This window comes from Stenotrophomonas sp. 22LJNL06-5-1 (assembly GCF_056861455.1).
Genome location: NZ_JBSPUE010000004.1, coordinates 64,879 through 82,350 on the forward strand (window position 1 = coordinate 64,879; position 17,472 = coordinate 82,350).

Genomic DNA, 17,472 nt, shown 5'->3' on the forward strand with positions numbered 1-17,472 from the left:
GTAGGCGCGCAGGCGGCCCGGGTTCGATGCGGCTTTGGTCGGGTAGTGCCGGCCGCTGGCCGGCAACCTCGGGGTAGCCGGTTGAATGCAGTTGCCGGCCAGCGGCCGGCACTACCGATCAGCCGCAGCGCAATGCGAACCGCGGCCGCAGCAGCAGCGCCAGCACCAGCACTGCCAGGAACGCGCCGTAGGCATACAGCACCGCCAGCACCTGTGGCCAGATCGGGCCGGCGCCGGGCTGCACCACGCCAATGCGGTAGCCCCACAGCATCGACACGATGCTCAGGGCGAATGCCAGCACCAGGGTGGTGGTATCGAACAGGCGCCGCCGCGCGGTGCGCGGCTGGCGCGGGAACAGCCAGTACAGGCTGCCCAGCAGCAGGAACCAGGGCAGGAACAGCAGCAGCGACAACCAGGCCATCGCAGACTCCATGTCATCGCGCCTGAGGCGCGCGGACATCATGCCACGACCTTCGTTCGCGGGTAGGGCCGGCCGCTGGCCGGCATTTCCTATGCAAATGCCGTGGTAGTGCCGGCCGCTGGCCGGCGATTCTGTGCAGTTGCCGGCCAGCGGCCGGCACTACCCTTACGCTTCGCGCAGCGCGGCCAAGGCCGCCAGCACGGCGTCCACTTCGGCGTCCAGCTTGAACAGCTCGCTCTGCAGCTGGTCGCCCTGCTCGGCCTGCTTGATCACGGCAATCAACTGCCCCGCATCGCGCGGCGAATCGAAGCCTTCGCTCTGGATCAGCAGCGTGCCGTCACCGGCCGTCAGCTTGAAGTAGAAACGGCCATCCTTTTCGCGGTACTGCTTGAACAGCGGCGGTGCCACGCGGGCCACGCCGGCATCCTCGCTGGCGATATCGCCCGCCGTGGACAGGTCACGCAGGCCCACGGCATGGCGCAGCTCGTCCAGCAGCGGTGCCGCCAGCTGCTCGCGCAGCTGCTGGCCGCGGCGCTTGAGCAGCGCTTCAATCTTCTCCGGCTCGGCCATCAGCGCGTTGTAGCGCTCGCGCAGCGGTGCAAGCTCGCTGTCGATGCGCTCGAACAGCTGCTGCTTGGCATCGCCCCAGCTGATGCCCGCAGCGAAGGCCTTGGCGAATTCAGCGGTCTGTTCCGGGGTGGTGAAGGCCTGATACATCTGGAACAGCGCCGAGCCCTCGGTATCCTTCGGCTCGCCCGGCGCGCGCGAGTCGGTCAGGATCGAGAACACCAGCTTCTTCAGCTCCTCGCGCGGCACGAACAGCGGAATGGTGTTGTGGTAGCTCTTGCTCATCTTGCGGCCATCCAGGCCCGCCAGCGTCGCCACCTGCTCGTCGATCACCACGTCCGGCAGCGGGAAGTACTCCTTGCCGTACACGTGGTTGAAGCGCTGGGCGAAATCGCGCGCCATCTCGATGTGCTGGATCTGGTCGCGGCCCACCGGTACCTGGTTGGCCTTGAAGATCAGGATGTCGGCCGCCATCAGCACCGGGTACATGAACAGGCCGGCGCTGACGCCTGCGTCCTCGTCCACGCCTTCCTCGCGGTTCTTGTCCACCGCCGCCTTGTAGGCATGCGCGCGGTTGAGGATGCCCTTGCTGGCGATGGCGGTCAGGAACCACATCAGCTCGGTGGTCTCGCGGATGTCGCTCTGGCGGTAGAACCACACGTGTTCCGGGTCCAGGCCGCAGGCCAGCCAGCTGGCCGCGATCTCCAGGGTCGCGCGCTGGGTGCGCTGCGGGTCCTGCGATTTGATCAGGCTGTGCAGGTCGGCCAGGAAGAAGAAGCTCTCGATCCCCGGGGCGCGGCTGGCCGCGATGGCCGGACGGATGGCGCCAACGTAGTTGCCCAGGTGGGGCGTGCCGGAGGGGGTGATGCCGGTAAGGACTCGGGTCGTCATGACTGCGTGGGGTAACCTTCGATGAACGGGGCCAGTTTACCTTGCACGCCACCAACCCCGTCAGGGCCTGCGGCGCGTTCATTCACGCAACCCCGCTGGAGACGCCCGATGAAACGCCTGCTGCCCCTGCTGCTGATCCTGCCCCTGGCCGGCTTCCGCCCCGCCCCGATGCCACCGCCGGTGTACGAGGGCGGCCCCGTGCGCATGGCCCTGGTCGACCGCGACCGCGGCACCGAACTGCGCAGCTACCCCGCCGAGGGCCAGCGCTGGGTGGCCGGTGAGCGCGGCCACCGCTACGCGGTGCGCCTGTACAACGACAGCCCGCGCCGGGTGCTGGTGGTGCTGTCGGTGGACGGCGTCAACGCCATCTCCGGCGAAGATGCCGATCCCTCGCAGACCGGCTACGTGCTCAACCCCGGCCAGCGCGCCGACATCACCGGCTGGCGCAAGAGCCAGGATGAAGTGGCGCAGTTCGTGTTCAGCAGCCCCAGCGGCAGCTATGCCAGCCGCACCGGCCGCCCGGACAACATCGGTGTGGTCGGCGTGGCGGTGTTCGAGGAGGCGCGCCGCTGGTACCCGCAGCCGATCCTGCGCCGTGGCCTGCCAGCACCCGCCCCGGCGGCCGAAGCAGCGGCCGATGCCAGTGCCAACGCCAGTGCCAGCCGCATCGAGGGTTACGCCAGCAAGTCGCAGGCGCCGGCGCTGGGTACCGGCCACGGCGCACGCGAGCAGTCCTCGGTGCGCGATACCGACTTCGAACGCGCCAGCCGCAGCCCGGCGCAGGTTCTGCAGCTGCGCTACGACAGCGCCCGCAACCTGCGCGCACGCGGCATCCTGGTGGATTCGCCGTCGCGCCTGCCGCGCGAACCGCAGGCGTTCCCCAACCGCTACGTGCCGGACCCGCCGGCGCGCTGATCCTTCCGCCCAGACAACACAACGCCCGCAACCTTTCGGTGCGGGCGTTGTGTTGTGGGGGAAACCGTAGCGCTTACTTGTAGTCCGGATAGTCCTTGCTCACGCTGTCCTGGAACTCACGGACTTCCTTCTCAGCGCGGTCCTTGGCCCAGCCATAACGTTCCTGCAGGCGACCGGCCAGATACTCGGCATTACCTTCGGCCACATCGAAGTCGTCGTTGGTCAGATCGCCCCACTTGGCCTGGGCCTTGCCCTTCAGCTGCGACCACTTGCCGGAAATGATGTCTTTGTTCATTGCTGGGAGTCCTTGGTTGCAACGGCGTTCTTACCGTGGCTCCAGCTTCGCGCAGCGGCCGTTGAATACCGGTCAACCGGCAATGAAATAGATGCTCACCTGCTTGAATGGTTCACTCCGCTTGCACAGCCCTGCAGCAGAGCGCGCGCACAAAAAAAGGCCGGGGAAATCCCCGGCCTTTTTCTCTTTCCGTTCCGTGCAGGGCTCAACGGCCCTTCGCGGTGTCCTCGACCTTCTCGCCCGCCTTCTGCACGTCCTTGCCGGCACCGGCAATGGTGTTGCAACCGGCCAGCAGGGCCACCGAGAACATCGACAACAGCATCAGGGCAACTACGCGCTTCATGGGCTTCTCCTTGGGTTCACCGCTACACCGCTTCATTCGCGGATGGGATTGTTTCGCTCGGCGGGAGAAGGCCAATGCCCACCGCCGCCGCGTGAAGTGCAATCTGGCGGCAGACGCGTGGAGCGGGTGTGAACGGATCACAGATCCGTTCAGGCGGAGCCGTCAGTCACGCATCAGGGTGGACTTGCCGAACAGGCTTTCGACCAGGTCCACGGCCAGTTCGGCGGTGGCATTCTGCTTGTCCAGCAAGGGGTTGAGCTCAACGATGTCCAGCGACCCCATGCGCCCGGTGTCGGCGATCATTTCCATCACCAGCTGCGCCTCACGGTAGTTCACGCCGCCCGGCACGGTGGTGCCCACGCCCGGTGCGATGCTGGGGTCGAGGAAGTCGACATCGAAGCTGACATGCAGGTGGGTGTTCTCGTCGATGCCGGCCAGCGCCGCCTCCACGGTGCGCTTCATGCCGTTCTCGTCGATGTAGCGCATGTCATAGACATCCACTTTGTGGGTCTTGATCAAGCGCTTCTCGTCCGGGTCCACCGAGCGGATGCCGATCTGGTGCATCTGCGCCGGGGTGATCGCCGGCACGGTGCCACCGAGGCGGGTCAACGCATCCGGGCCAAGGCCGCACAGGCAGGCCACCGGCATGCCGTGGATGTTGCCCGACGGGGTGACATCGCTGGTGTTGAAATCGGAATGCGCATCCAGCCACAGCACGCGCAGGGTCTTGCCCTGCTCGCGGCACCAGCGCGCCACCGCAGTGATCGAACCGATGCCCAGGCAGTGGTCGCCACCGAGCATGATCGGCATGCGGCCGGCCTGCAGTTCGGCATAGCTGGCTTCCATCAGCGCATGGTTCCACGCCACCACTTCATCCAGGTGCCGGTAGCCTTCCACCGGCGCGGTCCACGGGTTGCGCGGGCCATCCAGGTTGCCCAGGTCGCGCACGTCCACCCCACGCGCTTCCAACGCCTCCGGCAGGCCGGCCACGCGCAGCGCTTCCGGCCCCAGCCGGGCACCACGATGGCCCGCACCCACATCGGTGGGAACGCCAATCAGGGATACGGAGATGGGATGGGCCATGGGTGCCTCCTGCGTGGAAAAAGAAGCACAGTCTAGCCAGAGCTGTGTGACACCACTCGCGGCGGTGCAGCAGGGCATTGGCATGACATGATGCCGCGCGGACCCGACCGTCCTTCATGGAAGATTGCGATGTCGCCCTTCATCAATACCGCGTGGCCACGCTTTTTCACCGTGGCGCTGCCCATCGCCGTTTTTGCGCTTTTTTTGAGCAACTCGATCGATGCGTCGCCGAATGGCTGGCTGATGCAGGCGATGCTGCTGCTGACGCCATTCTCGTTTCTGGTATTCCTCGGGTTGGGGTGGCAGCGTCTGCGCAAGGCACACGCTGAATATCCGATCCTGAAGAGCGAGCCGCAGCGGATGCTGACGGCGTTGATCGGCAACGTGAAGGTGGCCGCGCTTTGGTTCGGCCTGACTTTCGTTGGCATGTTCGCCCTGATGCTGGCGTGGGTGCTGCTGCGAACATCAGGCGGCTGACGGAGGTCCCAGCCTGCGACGAAATCAACCGCCGCGGCGGCGAACCGGCGTCACGCTCTGCACCTGGCCGTTGTTGCGCATCATGCACAGGAAGCGGCCATCGGGATAATCGATGATGAGTTCCTGGTAATCGCTGCCCACCGGTAGCTGGGTCACCAGCGTGCCCTGCGCACCCTTGCGCATGTTGCAGGAACCCAGCGCGGTATCGCCCGCCGGCGCGCTGTTGGCTGCCTTGGACACATTGCGGAACACCGCACGGCAGCCGCCATTCACCCACACCGAGTGCCGCGACAGGCCCCAGTTCTGGCCTTGTTCGCAGCGGGTGTGGCTGAGCTGGCGCACGATTTCCACGTTGCCACGGGTATCCATGTCGCACGACACCTGCTGCTGGCCAGTGGATTCGCAGGTGACTTCGCGCGGCAGCGCCGGGTCGTTGTCGTCATCGTGGCGACGGTGGTCACGATGCTCAGACGGTGCGGGCGTTCCGCTGGCACTGATCTGGCAGATGCCATTGGCGCCGCCTCGGCCGGTGTAGCTGATCTGCGGCGTGCCGTCCTCGTTGCTGCTGATCGACAGCGTGATGCCACTGTTGGCATCGCGTGCTTCGAAGTAGCGGTCGTTGAAGCGCTTCAGCGTGGCCTCGCGGCCCTGCACGTAGACCGGCCCGCCATCGTCGGCGTGCACATCGATGCCGCCCGGGCAGCTGGCGTTGAAGAACGGCACGGCGGCCATGGCCGGGGTAACGAAAGCGGTGGACAACAGTGCGACGGTGAGCGACAGGGCATGGCGACGCATGTGCGGATCCCGAAGGGGCCCAGGATGGGCGTGTGGCGGCAGTATGCGGCGGAGCGTTGCGGGCTGTCCGTGAGGAATATCAAGATCCGGACGGCGCGCGTGGGGATTCAGGTCTGATAGGGTGTTCCTGGAGCTCTGCCGGGACGGTTAAGCCAGCTTTACTTCCCAGGCCGTGATGGGCCGTGCGGCAGCGACGGCACAGCCGGATGTATCGTGGTTCGCGGCACTGCGCGAACTGTCGCTTCTGGCATTGCGCTGCTCGAAACAGGCCAAACGCGATAATTCATTTTTCCTTTCAGATCACCCGATGCCATCGAAACAAACGACTGGCAGGCGGTGATTTCGCGTGCGCATGATGAATCGCCACCTTCAGCGGGGTGGCCGGGATTTCCAACCCGAAGACTGAAAGCTGTTTACGCTTGCCAGCCGGCGTCGTCCTCTGAGGAACGGCGCCGGCTGGCAATCCGTTCGCCGATCGACGGCGGGCGGTGCGTGGGGGCCTTGTGCCCACCGGCTCATTCAGTCCCGGGATTGGAAACCACGTATCGCCCGCCACCTTCTGCCGGTGGCGCCTCTGTTCCGCAGGAGGATGCCCGCATGTCCAGAAACCACCACCCGTACCTGACCGCCACCTTGGGCGAGGCCGCCCTGCGCCTGCCGCCCGAACTGGCGCAGCCGTTGGAAGCCGCTTTCGCCGCTGCGAACGAAGCCCCCGCGCCGATCAATCTGCCCAGCTGCCTGCAGCGCATCCGCGCCGGTGATGCCGCCGACGGACAGCCGTGGCCGGGACCGGCAGGCACACCTGGCGACGCCGTGGCTGCTGCACGCAGGGACCGCGCCGCAGTGGGCCTGGTGTCACTGCTGGAGCTGTACCACGCCGCAGAGCGCGTGCGCGTGGATGGGGAAGAGAAAGACGATATCGGCGACGGCACACGCGAAGGGCTGATGCTGGCCTGCCGTGGTTTGGCGGAGTATGTGGCGCTGCAGGTGAGTACGAGGTAGCTGGCGAGAAGATCTGCACAAACGCCCGGATTCTACTTCGTCGTGGAGTGTTTCCTTGCACTCGCACACGCGCGACTCATTACCGAGGGTGATACTCGACGACACCGAGGGATACTCAATACCAAGACCGAAGTCTCATCTACCCCTGTCGATCTCATGTCAACTGCTCCGCGTGGCTTCGAAACCACGGTACACCACGCATCCTTCTAGACCAAGGAGAGATCTAGCATGAGAATGAGTTCCAAGAGCATATTGGCCGCCTCCACTATCGCATTGGGAAGCGCACTCCTGTTCACAGGTTGCAATCTGAAGAGTGTTCGGGCTTATGGCGAGTGCAGCGGAAAACAAGCAGGTGGCGGAGAGTGCAAGGCAGGTATGGAAGTTATCTGGGAAGGAGACGGCGGTGGGAAGAAGAGCATTTACAACTCCCTGCTGTCTTCGCTCAGCGTACTCCCAGATGCCGCGACGTTTGAGCTGGATACATCCGGATCAACCATACCGTATCCTGCCACGGGCAATGCGGTGCTTCGGGTAAAGAACGTCGCTACGGGAGCGATCAGCGCGTCCCAGACCTTTTCCTGGGTCAGGACAGGCACCGTGATCCGAGTTGCGGACCCAAACGCCGTGAATGCCTGGATATACGCCAATGTGGGTAATGGTGATGCCTTGAGCTACGACCTGCTCCCCTTCCATTCGGCATACGGAAATGGCCCGCAGGTTATCGCTGGGCAAGCCAAACAGGAGGGCATTACCAAGGCGAGCTACTACCTGGAGTTCGAAGGACGGGATTGTGTCAACCACCCGTCGCCGCACTTGTGCATGGAGATGTAGTAAACAACAGGAGATGCGGGTGCGCCTTGAGCACCCGCACCTTTGGGAAAAACGATGAAAGGAGTCGTACTCGCCGCATTCGCAACCTCCCTCCTGGCAGGCTGTGCCACAACGATTGAATTGCCACAAGGCATCCCGCCGGATGGCTACACCGAGCTGGTGTCCACGCCTCTCGGGCCATTCCGCTACTTCCGGTCCCTGTCCATTGTTCCGGGACGCAGAAGCTTGCCTCCTCTGGAATCTTTTCAGTGCACGCATACCCAGCACGAAATCGTGCTCATGATGGCTGCAGGATCACAGCTTGATGCTGCAGATACCTGCAAGCGCATTGATGCAGCAGCAAAGTTCTCCGAATCATGGATAGAAGCAAAGGCGAACAGATACCGGATCCTTCTCGCGCCAACGGATACCGCCGCGACGATACAGTCGCGTACTTTTGGATCGTTCTCGGGTGGGAAGACGTTGGCACTTGCGGCTTCGATACATGACGACCGCGAACGGACTGTTGCGAACCTTGTCGATCTGGTCGCACACGAGACATTCCATGCGCTAGGTCATGCCACAAGACACCCTCAGGCGCTTGATGAACGCATCGCCTACTACGCCGGCATCTGCGCACAGCTTCTGGTGAATGGCGTTGTTCGAGAAGATTCGCTGCCTGGAGCCGCCATCGGCACGGACGACGATGCAGTGCAGCTGTCTTCGCAAGCGGCCTATCGCGTCCGTCTCGAGACCTATCCCCTTCTCGCTGATGGCGGCATTCAACTCAAGGAGCAATCCGGCGAACGTATGCTCCAACGTTGCAGTCAACTCAAAAGGGGCCTTGCGACCTCACGGTGAACATGCCTGCAGGCTCCCATTCTTTCCCAGAACGGCAACGCACAAAAACCCGCCATTGCAGCGGGTTGATTGTTCTCCGTGGGCATTTGCGGATGCCAAGGGATCGAAGATGGTGCCGCTTATCCGAATCGAACGGATGACCTACTGTTTACAAGACAGTTGCTCTACCAACTGAGCTAAAGCGGCATGGGTGGTGCACCGGCGGCAGCGCCGCGGTCCGGGGATTCTAGCGCAACCGCGTGCATTCCAGCGACCGGCTCTGTGCCGCCCCGCTGCGCTGCTGGGCCTGGGCTGGCTGCGTGCCCGCCGCCAGCTGCCCTTCCAGCCACCATTGGCCGGCGTCGCCGCTGGCCACCAGGCGCGGCTGGAAGCCGGCGGCCTGCACCGCCGCCATGCGCCGCTCGGCGCCTTCGCGGTTGCGGTACTGGCCCAGCGCCACGGCGTTGATGTCCTCGCCCTGGCTGATGATGTAGTAGTCGCTCAGGCCGGCGGCGACGATACGCTTCACGATGGCCTGCGCTTCGTCACGGTTGGCGGCGGCCGGCAGCATCACCCGGAAACGGGCGCTGCCACTGGCAGCGGGCTGTTCGCGCAGGCGCACCCGGCTGAGCACAGCGCCGGCCTTGCCCTGCGCGCTGGTCGCGGCGGCGCGGTCGGCGAACGGACCCAGCGCGACGCAGCGCGGCGGCTCGGCGGTCGCGGGCGGGGTTATGGGCTTTTCCGGCGCCGGAACGGGTGCAGGCGGTGTTACCGATTTGGCAGCGGCAGCAACCGGCGTAGCCACAGCCACCTGCGGCTTGGCAGATTCCGGCTTGGCCGGGGCGGCGGGCGCCGGCGTGGCAGCCACAGCCGTCTTCTCCACCGGCTCGCGCTCCGTCAACGGCGCGGTCGGGGCGGCAGCGGTGGCCTCGGCAGCCGCAGCCGCATCAACACCACCGGGCACCCAGCGCAGCTCGGCCACACCGGCCGGTTGCGGCGGCGGCGCAGGCTTCTGCGGTGCATCGCGCAGCAGCCACCAGCAGGCGACGCCGAGATTGAGGATAGCCAGTACGACGATCAGGGCACGGGTCAGCATGCGCGGATACTAGCCTGCGGGCTGGTGCACCGCCCAGCGGGCGAGGCCATCCAGCACCAGCGAGGGGTGGTAGTCGGCGCCGGGCAGCAACGGCATCAGCGCCGGTGCGCCGCCACCGTGCACCAGCAGCGAGGGCGCAACGCCCAGCAGCGTGTGGGCCTGCTGTGCGCTGCGTTCGATCAGTGCCACGGCCGCACCATCGCAGCCGGAGGCCAGCGCGTCGGCGGTGTCGTTGGCGAATTCGCTGTAGTCACCGCCGGTAGCCGGCAGCTGCACCGCGCGGGCATGCAGTGCTTCGCGCATGGTGGTGGGCGATGCGGAAATGCGGCCACCGTGGTGCTGGCCGTCGGCGTCGAGCAGATCAATCGTCAGTGCGGTGCCCACCCCGACCACCAGCACCGGGCGCTGCGCCTTGGCAGCGGCCAGCAGGGCCAGGAAGCGGTCGACGCCGAACTTTTCCGGCTTGGCGTAGGCAATGCGCACACCGGCGCATTCGGCGCTGGTACGCACCACGTGCACGTGCTCGAAGCGACGCTGCAGCTGGTCCAGCATGGCGCTGGTCAACGATGGTGCGGCCACGCTGGCCACGAACGCGGTGGTGCCGCTGGGCAGGCTGTGTGGCGGCTGCCCGGCCATGCCTTCGGCGCCATGCGCCCAGGCCTGCACGTCACCGGCACGGTCATCCTGCAACGGCGCGAACTTGAAGCGCGAGTTGCCGAGGTCGAACAACCAATCGCTCATGCCGCCCTCACGCTGACTTCGCCGGCGTGCAGCAGGCGCTCGCGGCCATCGATGCGCACGCGCAAGGCGCCGTCATCGGCCAGGCCGAGCGCGGTGCCATGCTGCCACTGCCCTTCCAGTTCCACCCGTACTTCACGGCCGGCCAGCATGTCGAACGCGGCGTAGCGCGGCAGGAACGGCGCCAGGCCTTCGCGATCGAATTCTTCCAGCGCCGGCAGCAGGCGCGTCAGCACGGCCGCAACCACCACGTTGCGGTCCACCGGCTTGCCAGCCAGCGTGTCCAGATCCACCCACGGCTGGGTGATCTGTTCGGCGAACGACGGTGGCATGTGCGTGTTGATGCCGATGCCGATCACCGCGCGCGCCGGGCCGGCGTATTCGCCACCACCTTCTGCGAGCAGGCCGACCAGCTTGCGCTTGCCACCGACGATCAGGTCGTTCGGCCACTTCAGCTGCGCCTGGGTGTAGCCCAGATCGTGCAGCGCTTCGGCCACGGCGATGCCGGCCACCAGACTCAGCCCGGCCAGGCGGCCGAGGCCACCGGAGAACAGGCGCAGCACCGACAGGTAGATATGCGCGGCCAGCGGCGAGGCCCAGGCACGGCCGCGACGGCCACGGCCGCCGGTCTGGCGTTCGGCCAGCAGGACGCTCACCCCGCGCTGGGGCGCGCTGCAACGCAGCAATTCGGCGTTGGTCGAGTCCACTGTCCAGGCCACCTGCAGGTCGTGCAGCAGGGCCTGAACGTCGGCCGGCAGGCCGGCGCGGATCGCGTCCGGGTCCAGCAGGTCGACCGGGCGAACCAGGCCATAGCCCTCGCCAGCGCGGCCCTCGATGTCCACACCGGCGGCCCTAAGTCCTTGAATACGCTTCCAAATGGCCGCCCGGGTCTGACCCAGCTCACGGGCCAGGGCGTCGCCGGACAGGCGACCGGCAGCGAGTTTGGCCAGCAATTGGCGATCGTCCACGGCAGCTTCCACGAAGTCAGAAAGGAATTATGCGGGAAAGCCGCCAGCGACGCCCGCCACCGGTGGGCCGCAGGGGCTTCCATCGGGGCGCCGGGTTCGGGCTAGAATCGGGAACTCACCTTCCCTTAACGTGGATGTCGTCAATGCGCCGTTATGCCCATTGCCTGATCCTGCTGACGATGCCCTTCGCGGCGTCTGCCACAGCAGCGCTGGACGACAGCCGTGGGGCATGCGTGTCCTCCAATGGCGATGCCGCCTCGCAGCGCGCACCCACCGCCAGCGCATCGGCCGCCAGCACCAAGGCGGCACCGGTACGCCCGGCGGCCAGCACCACCACCGGCGGCGGCGGCGGCAGCGACGACGACATGCTGCCGCGCATCCGCGCGCCGAAGTGGCACAGCTACCTGCCGGGAATGTTCCGCTGATCAAGTCGTTGCTGCAGTGGCTGCGGCCTGCGCCGCGGCCGATCGACGATGCACTTTGGGAAGACGCCTGCCAACGCGCGGCGTGGCTGCACGGCCTGGATGACGGGCGTCGTGGGCGACTGCGCCTGCTGGCCACGCGCTTCCTGCACGAGAAGACCATTACCCCGATCGGCGAGCTGCAGCTGCAGCCCGGCGATGGCGTGCTGCTGGCCGCGCTGTGCTGCCTGCCGCTGCTGGAGTTCGGCGAGGTGGGACTGGAAGGCTGGTCGCAGCTGATCGTCTACCCCGACGCGTTCCGCGTGCACCGCAGCCATATGGATGCGGCCGGGGTCCTGCATGAGTGGGATGACGAACTGATTGGCGAATCGTGGGACAGCGGTCCGTTGATCCTGTCCTGGGCCGATGTACAGGCCGACCTGGCCGCGCCGCACGAGGGCTACTGCGTGGCGGTGCACGAGATGGTGCACAAGCTGGATGCGCTGGATGGCGCGATGGACGGCACGCCGCCGCTGCCACGCGAATGGCAGCGCGAATGGGCGGCCACGTTCCAGCAGGCTTACGATGCCTTCTGCGTGCAGGTGGATGCCGGTGTGGAAACGCTGATCGATCCGTATGCGGCCGAGGCACCGGAAGAGTTCTTCGCGGTAGCCAGCGAGTATCACTTCTCGGCCCCGGATCTGCTGCAGCAGGCGTTGCCGGAAGTCGCTGCGCAGCTGCGGCGGTTCTACGGCGAGCCGCCGGCGATCGAAACACGGTAGTGCCGGCCGCTGGCCGGCACCCTGGCAATGGCACCGAAGATCATGAGGTTGCCGGCCAGCGGCCGGCACTACCGGATCACCCTGCGTTGTTGCGCCAGGCGATGCCCGGCGGACGGGAACACGCGGCTGCGGCGGTTCCATGGCGAGCCGCCGACGATCGAAACACGGTAGTGCCGGCCGCTGGCCGGCACCCTGGCATTGCCACCGAAGATCATGAGGTTGCCGGCCAGCGGCCGGCACTACCGGAACACCACGCGCTGTTGCGCCAGGCGATGCCCGGCGGACGGGAACGCGCGGCTTACGGCCCCGGCGGCAGGCGCACTTCGAAACGGGCGCCGCCCAGTTCCTCGGAGCGGCCCACAGCCAGTTCACCGCGATAATCCTTGATCAGGTCCTGCACGATCGACAGGCCGATACCGTGGCCCTGCACGCGCTCGTCGCCACGCACGCCACGCTGCAGCACCTTGCCGATGTCGTCCGGGGCAATGCCCGGGCCATCGTCGTCCACCGCCAGCAGCAGGCCGGCGCGGCGCGCGTTCGGTGCCGGCAGCGGCTGCGCGGTCAGCAGCACGCGGCGGTTGGCCCACTTGAAGGCATTTTCCAGCAGGTTGCCGAGCAGTTCCTGCAGGTCGCCCGGTTCGCCATGGAAGCGCGCCGCCGGGTCGATATCGAACTCGCACAGCACGCCCTTGGACGCGTAGACCTTTTCCAGGCCACGCACGATTTCCTCGGCGTTGGATTCGATCGGCAACGGCGCGGAGAACAGCTTGTGGCCCGACGACGCAGCCCGTGCCAGCTGGTAGGAGACCAGGTTGTTCATGCGCTGCAGCTGCACGTCCAGCTCCTCGCGCAGCGCGCCATCGCCCGCGCCGCTGTCCATCTGGGTGCGCAGCACCGCAATGGGCGTTTTCAGGCTGTGCGCCAGATCGGCCAGGGTATTGCGCTGACGCTCGAGGTTCTCGCGCTCGCTTTCAATGAAGGCGTTGATGCTGTCGGTCAGCGGTTCCAGCTCGCGCGGGTGGCGCTCGCTCATACGCGCGGTCTCGCCGCGCTGCACCTTGGTCAGCTCGGTGATCACGCGACGCAGGGGCCGCAGGCTCCACTGCAGGATGACGGTCTGCAGCAGCAGCAGGATCAGGCCGATACCGCCCAGGTAGAACCAGACCCGGCCACGGAACACCCGCAGCTGCGCACCCAGCGCGCGCGAGTCTTCCATCACGTAGATGGTGTACGGGAATTCGGTGGCGGGGTCGGCGTCGGCGTCCCACACCAGGCCCAGGCCATAGCGGTACACCGAGCCCTGGCTGCCGTCGATCTGGATCATCGGCAGCGGGCCTTCGAACACTTCCTGACGCGGCGCCAGCAGGCCGCCGCCGACGGTGGGCAGCATCGGGCCTTCGGCGGACATTGAATTGCCCTTGCCGTGCGGCATCACCACCTGCAGGTACAGGCCGCTGCCCGGCACGTCGAAGCGCGAATCCGGCGGCTGCTCGCGGATGTACAGCGAGCGGTCGCGGGTGAAGTCGATGCCGGCCGCATAGGCGGTGGCGTAGTTCTTCAGGCGCTCACGCAGGTTCGCCTTCGCCGTATCGGCGAAGGCGGCGTCGAGCGCGTAGCCGGCCAGCGCCAGGAACGCGACCAGACCCACGGACGCGGCAAGCATCTGGCGCGCCTGCAGGGAGCGCGGCCGCCAGCGTCGGAAGAACCACAGACGGCCGGACATCATGGTATCGCCAGGCTGAGCCGGCTCAGCCCTCGTTGCGCGGAATCGCGAAACGGTAGCCGCGGCCGCGCACGGTCTCGATCGGCTTCAGTTCGCCATCCGGGTCCAGCTTCTTGCGCAGGCGGCCGATGAAGACCTCCAGCACGTTCGAGTCGCGGTCGAAGTCCTGCTGGTAGATGTGCTCGGTGAGGTCGGCCTTGGAGACCAGTTCACCGGCGTGCATCATCAGGTACTCCAGCACCTTGTACTCGTAGCTGGTCAGGTCGACATTGCTGCCGGCCACGCTGACGGTCTGCGCAGCCAGGTCCAGGGCAACCGGGCCGCATTCCAGCGTCGGCTTGCTCCAGCCAGCGGCGCGGCGCAGCAGCGCGTTGACGCGGGCCAGCAGCTCTTCGACGTGGAACGGCTTGACCAGGTAGTCGTCGGCGCCCTGCTTCAGACCTTCGACCTTGTCCTGCCAGCTCGAACGCGCGGTCAGGATCAGCACCGGGAACTTCTTGCCTTCGTCACGCAGGGCCTTGATCAGCTCCATGCCCGACATCTTGGGCAGGCCGAGGTCGATGATGCCGACATCGAACGGAACTTCGCGCCCCATGTAGAGGCCTTCCTCGCCGTCCTGCGCAGCATCGACGGCAAAGCCTTCGCGCTTGAGCCGGGCTGCCAGGGTCTCACGCAGCGGGGCTTCGTCTTCGACCAGAAGGATACGCATGAACTCTCCCTAGTGTCCTGGGTGTGGCCCGGAGGCCTGTGGGGTACGGGTTGATAGCGACAACTATCCCTGTTCAGGGGTTATCGCCGCGTAGTGATGACATATCCGACCGCGGCGTGCGCGGCTGTGAACGCGACGGGGCAGGGTCGTCCATGTAGCGGACCCGGCCCCGATCGTCCATGTACTTCACCCGGTTGATATCACGACCATCGAACGGCACGCGCTCGGCGCCGAGGATGTGGCCGCCGGTGGTGCGCTGCACGCGGCGCACGGCATCGGACAGCGACCGCTCGTCGCCACGGTTGCCGCGCTCGCCCCGCTCCATCATCTCCGCCCGCGCCTGCTCGCCACGCGGCGGCTGTTGCGCCAGCGCCGAAGACAGCGGCACAGCCGACAGGACCACGCAGGTGGCCAGGGCAATGCGGCGATGGAAGGGAGCGGAAGACATCGATGCGATCCTAGCCGAGCACGGCGATTCGTTCAAAAGTCGTAAATCCGGCGCCGGGTTCGAAACCCAGCGTTTTACAAATCTTTTGCAAATTCTTGGTTTACAGCGGTGAATCCGGTCTGAACTTTTCCGGCCCTGCGCCCGCGTCGTTCAGCTAAGTGAACATTCGGGACGAATCGCCGCCCCTTGTCAAGTCAGGAACGTGACCACGGTCACGCTACGGCGCGATCAGCTTCGCGTTCGGTGACCGCCAGGGCCTGTTCGATCAGGCTCCAGCCGGCGCCCGGGCGGTGCGCGCCCTCGCTCAGCACCTGCCGGAATGCGCGACCACCGGGCTGGCCGTGGAACAGGCCGAGCAGGTGGCGGGTGATGTGCTTCAGCGCCAAGCCTTCGCCCAGCCGCGCCTCGATGTAGGGGCGCATCGCGCGCAGCAGGTCACCACGGGCCTGCAGTGGGGCGCCGGTGTGCAGCGCCTCCAGCTGATGCAGCAGGTAGGGGTCGTGGTAGGCCGCACGGCCCAGCATCACGCCATCGACGTGCGCGGCCTGCGCCTGTACCGCCTCGATGCTGGCCAGGCCACCGTTGATCACCACCGGCAGTGCCGGGCGCTCCTGCTTCAGGCGGTAGGCCCAGTCGTACTTCAGCGGCGGAACCTCGCGGTTCTCCTTCGGCGACAGGCCCTTCAGCCACGCGTTGCGCGCGTGCACCACCACCATCGCCGCACCGGCGGCAACCTGGCGGTCGACGAAGCTGGCAAACACGTCGTAGTCGTTGTCCTCGTCCACACCCAGGCGGCACTTCACCGTCACCGGGATATCAACCGCGTCGACCATGGCCGCCACGCACTCGGCCACCAGCACCGGCTCGCGCATCAGGCAGGCGCCAAAACGCCCGGCCTGCACGCGGTCGGACGGGCAACCGCAGTTGAGGTTGACCTCGTCATAGCCCCACTCGGCAGCGATGCGTGCGGCCTGCGCCAGCAGGGCCGGATCGCTGCCACCCAGCTGCAGCGCCAGCGGCTGCTCGCTGCGGTCGAAGCCGAGCAGGCGCTCGCGGTCGCCGTGGATGACCGCGTTGGCGTGCACCATCTCCGTGTACAGGCGCGCACCCGGCGCCAGCACGCGATGGAACACGCGGCAGTGGCGGTCCGTCCAGTCCATCATGGGGGCAACGGACAGGCGCAGGGAATCGGCGTAACGGGCGGTGGCGGACGTCATCGGGGTGTTGATCGTGGAGACTGGCATTGCCAGTGAGATCAATAGTTTACACCGCGTGGCTGAATGCGCCCGGTCAGCCGCGCGGCGAGCGCCGGTTGGGCCCGGTTCCGGCTGGCGGCCGGGGCGGGCTGGGCGGCGGCAGCAGACGCTTCCTGCCCTCGGGGAGCTTGGGGTTTGCGTTCTCCATGGATACGACCCGCGGGTTCAGCGCAGTACGCCACGCATTGACGCGGATGCCAATTGAACGGTGTATCCTTTTGGATACGATTCGTGGATGGCAACCCTCCAGGCAACAGAGACGTTCACGCGCTGGCTGCGCGGGCTCAACGACAGCGGCGCCCGAGCGGTGATCGTGGAACGCCTGCAGCGCGTCGCCCGCGGTCTCGAGGGAGATGTTCGATCAGTGGGTCATGGCGTGAGCGAACTGCGAATCAACCATGGGCCGGGATATCGCGTGTATTTCACACGTCGCGGAAGATCCATCGTCGTGCTCCTGCACTGTGGCGACAAGTCGAGCCAGCGTCGCGATATCGAAAAAGCGGTCAGGCTCGCGGAGCTGCTGTAGCCACCATTTGATTCCATGCCGTTCCCAGGACTCTCCCCATGAGCAAGCTGAAGACGATTCCCTTCGATCCCGCAGACTATCTGGATGATGACGTCGCAATCGCCACCTATCTGAGCGAGGCCTTGGCAGCAGGTGATGCGGGCCACTTCCAGGAGGCACTTGGAACAGTGGCGCGCGCCCGCGGCATGGGCGGCGTTGCCGAGGTCTCCGGTCTTGGACGCGAAAGCCTGTACAAGGCGCTGCGCCCCGGAGCACACCCACGCTTCGATACCGTGCAACGTGTGCTGTCGGCGCTTGGCGTGCATCTGATCGTGCAAGCCGACAAACAACCCGCTGGCACCGCCTGATCGCTGCCGCTGGTAGCGCCGGGCATGGCCCGGCGCTAC

General features: G+C 66.3%; 22 protein-coding genes and 1 tRNA gene. 9 read left to right on the forward strand and 14 right to left on the reverse strand.

Features of this window, described 5'->3' with window-relative positions; translation table 11 throughout:
* Positions 1-118: 118 nt before the first annotated feature.
* Both AC13GF_RS10520 and AC13GF_RS10525 read right to left on the reverse strand, forming a co-directional pair.
* The gene (locus AC13GF_RS10520) at positions 119-421 is read right to left on the reverse strand and encodes a hypothetical protein (protein WP_483004741.1); all 303 of its coding nucleotides are present in this window, start codon (positions 419-421) and stop codon (positions 119-121) included.
* Positions 422-586: 165 nt separating this feature from the next.
* A complete protein-coding gene (locus tag AC13GF_RS10525) occupies positions 587-1,879 on the reverse strand; it encodes a tryptophan--tRNA ligase (RefSeq protein WP_483004564.1) in 1,293 nt (430 codons plus the stop codon).
* Positions 1,880-1,987: 108 nt separating this feature from the next.
* Here AC13GF_RS10525 and AC13GF_RS10530 point away from each other — a divergent pair, with 108 nt between their 5' ends.
* The gene (locus AC13GF_RS10530; RefSeq protein ID WP_483004565.1) at positions 1,988-2,794 is read left to right on the forward strand and encodes a hypothetical protein; all 807 of its coding nucleotides are present in this window, start codon (positions 1,988-1,990) and stop codon (positions 2,792-2,794) included.
* A 73-nt stretch (positions 2,795-2,867) separates the two neighbouring features.
* On the opposite strand, the gene AC13GF_RS10535 is transcribed toward AC13GF_RS10530, so the two are convergent.
* The 3 genes from AC13GF_RS10535 to rocF all read right to left on the reverse strand — a co-directional run bounded on the left by AC13GF_RS10535 (position 2,868) and on the right by rocF (position 4,515).
* Positions 2,868-3,089, reverse strand: coding sequence for a CsbD family protein (locus AC13GF_RS10535; protein ID WP_004137109.1), 222 nt, complete (start codon positions 3,087-3,089; stop codon positions 2,868-2,870).
* A 205-nt stretch (positions 3,090-3,294) separates the two neighbouring features.
* Positions 3,295-3,432 carry an entericidin A/B family lipoprotein gene (locus tag AC13GF_RS10540; RefSeq protein WP_008266021.1) on the reverse strand — a complete coding sequence of 46 codons (138 nt, stop codon included), beginning with the start codon at positions 3,430-3,432 and terminating at the stop codon, positions 3,295-3,297.
* 162 nt (positions 3,433-3,594) lie between these two features.
* Positions 3,595-4,515, reverse strand: coding sequence for an arginase (gene rocF, locus AC13GF_RS10545; protein ID WP_094001609.1), 921 nt, complete (start codon positions 4,513-4,515; stop codon positions 3,595-3,597).
* A 129-nt stretch (positions 4,516-4,644) separates the two neighbouring features.
* Between rocF and AC13GF_RS10550 the strand changes: the two genes are divergently transcribed.
* The gene (locus AC13GF_RS10550) at positions 4,645-4,992 is read left to right on the forward strand and encodes a hypothetical protein (protein WP_483004566.1); all 348 of its coding nucleotides are present in this window, start codon (positions 4,645-4,647) and stop codon (positions 4,990-4,992) included.
* 24 nt (positions 4,993-5,016) lie between these two features.
* Here AC13GF_RS10550 and AC13GF_RS10555 read toward each other — a convergent pair whose 3' ends face one another.
* Entirely contained in the window at positions 5,017-5,787 is a 771-nt protein-coding gene (locus AC13GF_RS10555; protein ID WP_483004567.1) for a DUF3011 domain-containing protein, read from the reverse strand.
* Between the two features lie 597 nt (positions 5,788-6,384).
* Between AC13GF_RS10555 and AC13GF_RS10560 the strand changes: the two genes are divergently transcribed.
* From AC13GF_RS10560 to AC13GF_RS10570, 3 genes are all read left to right on the forward strand, one after another.
* Positions 6,385-6,789: a hypothetical protein gene (locus tag AC13GF_RS10560; protein ID WP_483004568.1), complete on the forward strand. Its 405-nt coding sequence runs from the start codon at positions 6,385-6,387 to the stop codon at positions 6,787-6,789.
* A 228-nt stretch (positions 6,790-7,017) separates the two neighbouring features.
* Entirely contained in the window at positions 7,018-7,620 is a 603-nt protein-coding gene (locus AC13GF_RS10565; RefSeq protein WP_483004569.1) for a hypothetical protein, read from the forward strand.
* Positions 7,621-7,674: 54 nt separating this feature from the next.
* Positions 7,675-8,460, forward strand: a complete 786-nt coding sequence (locus tag AC13GF_RS10570) for a hypothetical protein (protein ID WP_483004570.1) — start codon at positions 7,675-7,677, stop codon at positions 8,458-8,460.
* A gap of 110 nt (positions 8,461-8,570) precedes the next feature.
* Here the strand turns inward: AC13GF_RS10570 and AC13GF_RS10575 are convergent.
* From AC13GF_RS10575 to birA, 4 genes are all read right to left on the reverse strand, one after another.
* Positions 8,571-8,646: transfer RNA gene (locus AC13GF_RS10575), tRNA-Thr, on the reverse strand.
* Positions 8,647-8,686: 40 nt separating this feature from the next.
* Positions 8,687-9,535 carry an SPOR domain-containing protein gene (locus AC13GF_RS10580; protein WP_483004571.1) on the reverse strand — a complete coding sequence of 283 codons (849 nt, stop codon included), beginning with the start codon at positions 9,533-9,535 and terminating at the stop codon, positions 8,687-8,689.
* A 9-nt stretch (positions 9,536-9,544) separates the two neighbouring features.
* Positions 9,545-10,276, reverse strand: a complete 732-nt coding sequence (locus AC13GF_RS10585) for a type III pantothenate kinase (protein WP_483004572.1) — start codon at positions 10,274-10,276, stop codon at positions 9,545-9,547.
* Positions 10,273-11,241, reverse strand: a complete 969-nt coding sequence (gene birA, locus AC13GF_RS10590) for a bifunctional biotin--[acetyl-CoA-carboxylase] ligase/biotin operon repressor BirA (RefSeq protein ID WP_483004573.1) — start codon at positions 11,239-11,241, stop codon at positions 10,273-10,275. Before birA ends, AC13GF_RS10585 begins: the two co-directional genes overlap by 4 nt.
* Positions 11,242-11,384: 143 nt before the next feature.
* Here birA and AC13GF_RS10595 point away from each other — a divergent pair, with 143 nt between their 5' ends.
* Both AC13GF_RS10595 and AC13GF_RS10600 read left to right on the forward strand, forming a co-directional pair.
* Positions 11,385-11,666, forward strand: a complete 282-nt coding sequence (locus tag AC13GF_RS10595) for a hypothetical protein (protein WP_483004574.1) — start codon at positions 11,385-11,387, stop codon at positions 11,664-11,666.
* Complete coding sequence (locus tag AC13GF_RS10600; RefSeq protein WP_483004575.1) at positions 11,633-12,424, forward strand: M90 family metallopeptidase; 792 nt, start codon at positions 11,633-11,635, stop codon at positions 12,422-12,424. Before AC13GF_RS10595 ends, AC13GF_RS10600 begins: the two co-directional genes overlap by 34 nt.
* Positions 12,425-12,722: 298 nt before the next feature.
* Here AC13GF_RS10600 and AC13GF_RS10605 read toward each other — a convergent pair whose 3' ends face one another.
* The 4 genes from AC13GF_RS10605 to dusA all read right to left on the reverse strand — a co-directional run bounded on the left by AC13GF_RS10605 (position 12,723) and on the right by dusA (position 16,548).
* Positions 12,723-14,147: an ATP-binding protein gene (locus tag AC13GF_RS10605; RefSeq protein WP_032128221.1), complete on the reverse strand. Its 1,425-nt coding sequence runs from the start codon at positions 14,145-14,147 to the stop codon at positions 12,723-12,725.
* Between the two features lie 25 nt (positions 14,148-14,172).
* Entirely contained in the window at positions 14,173-14,856 is a 684-nt protein-coding gene (locus AC13GF_RS10610) for a response regulator transcription factor (RefSeq protein WP_004136763.1), read from the reverse strand.
* Between the two features lie 73 nt (positions 14,857-14,929).
* Positions 14,930-15,304 (reverse strand): hypothetical protein, encoded by a 375-nt coding sequence (locus tag AC13GF_RS10615; RefSeq protein WP_010487000.1) that lies wholly within the window; start codon positions 15,302-15,304, stop codon positions 14,930-14,932.
* 212 nt (positions 15,305-15,516) lie between these two features.
* Positions 15,517-16,548: a tRNA dihydrouridine(20/20a) synthase DusA gene (gene dusA / locus AC13GF_RS10620; RefSeq protein ID WP_483004576.1), complete on the reverse strand. Its 1,032-nt coding sequence runs from the start codon at positions 16,546-16,548 to the stop codon at positions 15,517-15,519.
* Positions 16,549-16,795: 247 nt separating this feature from the next.
* On the opposite strand from dusA, the gene AC13GF_RS10625 reads away from it, so the two are divergent.
* Both AC13GF_RS10625 and AC13GF_RS10630 read left to right on the forward strand, forming a co-directional pair.
* Positions 16,796-17,086: a type II toxin-antitoxin system RelE/ParE family toxin gene (locus tag AC13GF_RS10625; RefSeq protein WP_483004577.1), complete on the forward strand. Its 291-nt coding sequence runs from the start codon at positions 16,796-16,798 to the stop codon at positions 17,084-17,086.
* Between the two features lie 38 nt (positions 17,087-17,124).
* Entirely contained in the window at positions 17,125-17,433 is a 309-nt protein-coding gene (locus tag AC13GF_RS10630) for an addiction module antidote protein (protein ID WP_004136660.1), read from the forward strand.
* Positions 17,434-17,472 lie beyond the last annotated feature (39 nt).

What these genes read in the sequence shown, in the direction of transcription:
- AC13GF_RS10520 (WP_483004741.1), bottom strand. Translation starts at nt 421, where the DNA reads ATGGCCTGGTTGTCGCTGCTGCTGTTCCTGCCCTGGTTCCTGCTGCTG.
- AC13GF_RS10525 (WP_483004564.1), bottom strand. Translation starts at nt 1,879, where the DNA reads ATGACGACCCGAGTCCTTACCGGCATCACCCCCTCCGGCACGCCCCAC.
- AC13GF_RS10530 (WP_483004565.1), top strand. Translation starts at nt 1,988, where the DNA reads ATGAAACGCCTGCTGCCCCTGCTGCTGATCCTGCCCCTGGCCGGCTTC.
- AC13GF_RS10535 (WP_004137109.1), bottom strand. Translation starts at nt 3,089, where the DNA reads ATGAACAAAGACATCATTTCCGGCAAGTGGTCGCAGCTGAAGGGCAAG.
- AC13GF_RS10540 (WP_008266021.1), bottom strand. Translation starts at nt 3,432, where the DNA reads ATGAAGCGCGTAGTTGCCCTGATGCTGTTGTCGATGTTCTCGGTGGCC.
- rocF (WP_094001609.1), bottom strand. Translation starts at nt 4,515, where the DNA reads ATGGCCCATCCCATCTCCGTATCCCTGATTGGCGTTCCCACCGATGTG.
- AC13GF_RS10550 (WP_483004566.1), top strand. Translation starts at nt 4,645, where the DNA reads ATGTCGCCCTTCATCAATACCGCGTGGCCACGCTTTTTCACCGTGGCG.
- AC13GF_RS10555 (WP_483004567.1), bottom strand. Translation starts at nt 5,787, where the DNA reads ATGCGTCGCCATGCCCTGTCGCTCACCGTCGCACTGTTGTCCACCGCT.
- AC13GF_RS10560 (WP_483004568.1), top strand. Translation starts at nt 6,385, where the DNA reads ATGTCCAGAAACCACCACCCGTACCTGACCGCCACCTTGGGCGAGGCC.
- AC13GF_RS10565 (WP_483004569.1), top strand. Translation starts at nt 7,018, where the DNA reads ATGAGAATGAGTTCCAAGAGCATATTGGCCGCCTCCACTATCGCATTG.
- AC13GF_RS10570 (WP_483004570.1), top strand. Translation starts at nt 7,675, where the DNA reads ATGAAAGGAGTCGTACTCGCCGCATTCGCAACCTCCCTCCTGGCAGGC.
- AC13GF_RS10580 (WP_483004571.1), bottom strand. Translation starts at nt 9,535, where the DNA reads ATGCTGACCCGTGCCCTGATCGTCGTACTGGCTATCCTCAATCTCGGC.
- AC13GF_RS10585 (WP_483004572.1), bottom strand. Translation starts at nt 10,276, where the DNA reads ATGAGCGATTGGTTGTTCGACCTCGGCAACTCGCGCTTCAAGTTCGCG.
- AC13GF_RS10595 (WP_483004574.1), top strand. Translation starts at nt 11,385, where the DNA reads ATGCGCCGTTATGCCCATTGCCTGATCCTGCTGACGATGCCCTTCGCG.
- AC13GF_RS10605 (WP_032128221.1), bottom strand. Translation starts at nt 14,147, where the DNA reads ATGTCCGGCCGTCTGTGGTTCTTCCGACGCTGGCGGCCGCGCTCCCTG.
- AC13GF_RS10610 (WP_004136763.1), bottom strand. Translation starts at nt 14,856, where the DNA reads ATGCGTATCCTTCTGGTCGAAGACGAAGCCCCGCTGCGTGAGACCCTG.
- AC13GF_RS10615 (WP_010487000.1), bottom strand. Translation starts at nt 15,304, where the DNA reads ATGTCTTCCGCTCCCTTCCATCGCCGCATTGCCCTGGCCACCTGCGTG.
- dusA (WP_483004576.1), bottom strand. Translation starts at nt 16,548, where the DNA reads ATGCCAGTCTCCACGATCAACACCCCGATGACGTCCGCCACCGCCCGT.
- AC13GF_RS10625 (WP_483004577.1), top strand. Translation starts at nt 16,796, where the DNA reads ATGGCAACCCTCCAGGCAACAGAGACGTTCACGCGCTGGCTGCGCGGG.
- AC13GF_RS10630 (WP_004136660.1), top strand. Translation starts at nt 17,125, where the DNA reads ATGAGCAAGCTGAAGACGATTCCCTTCGATCCCGCAGACTATCTGGAT.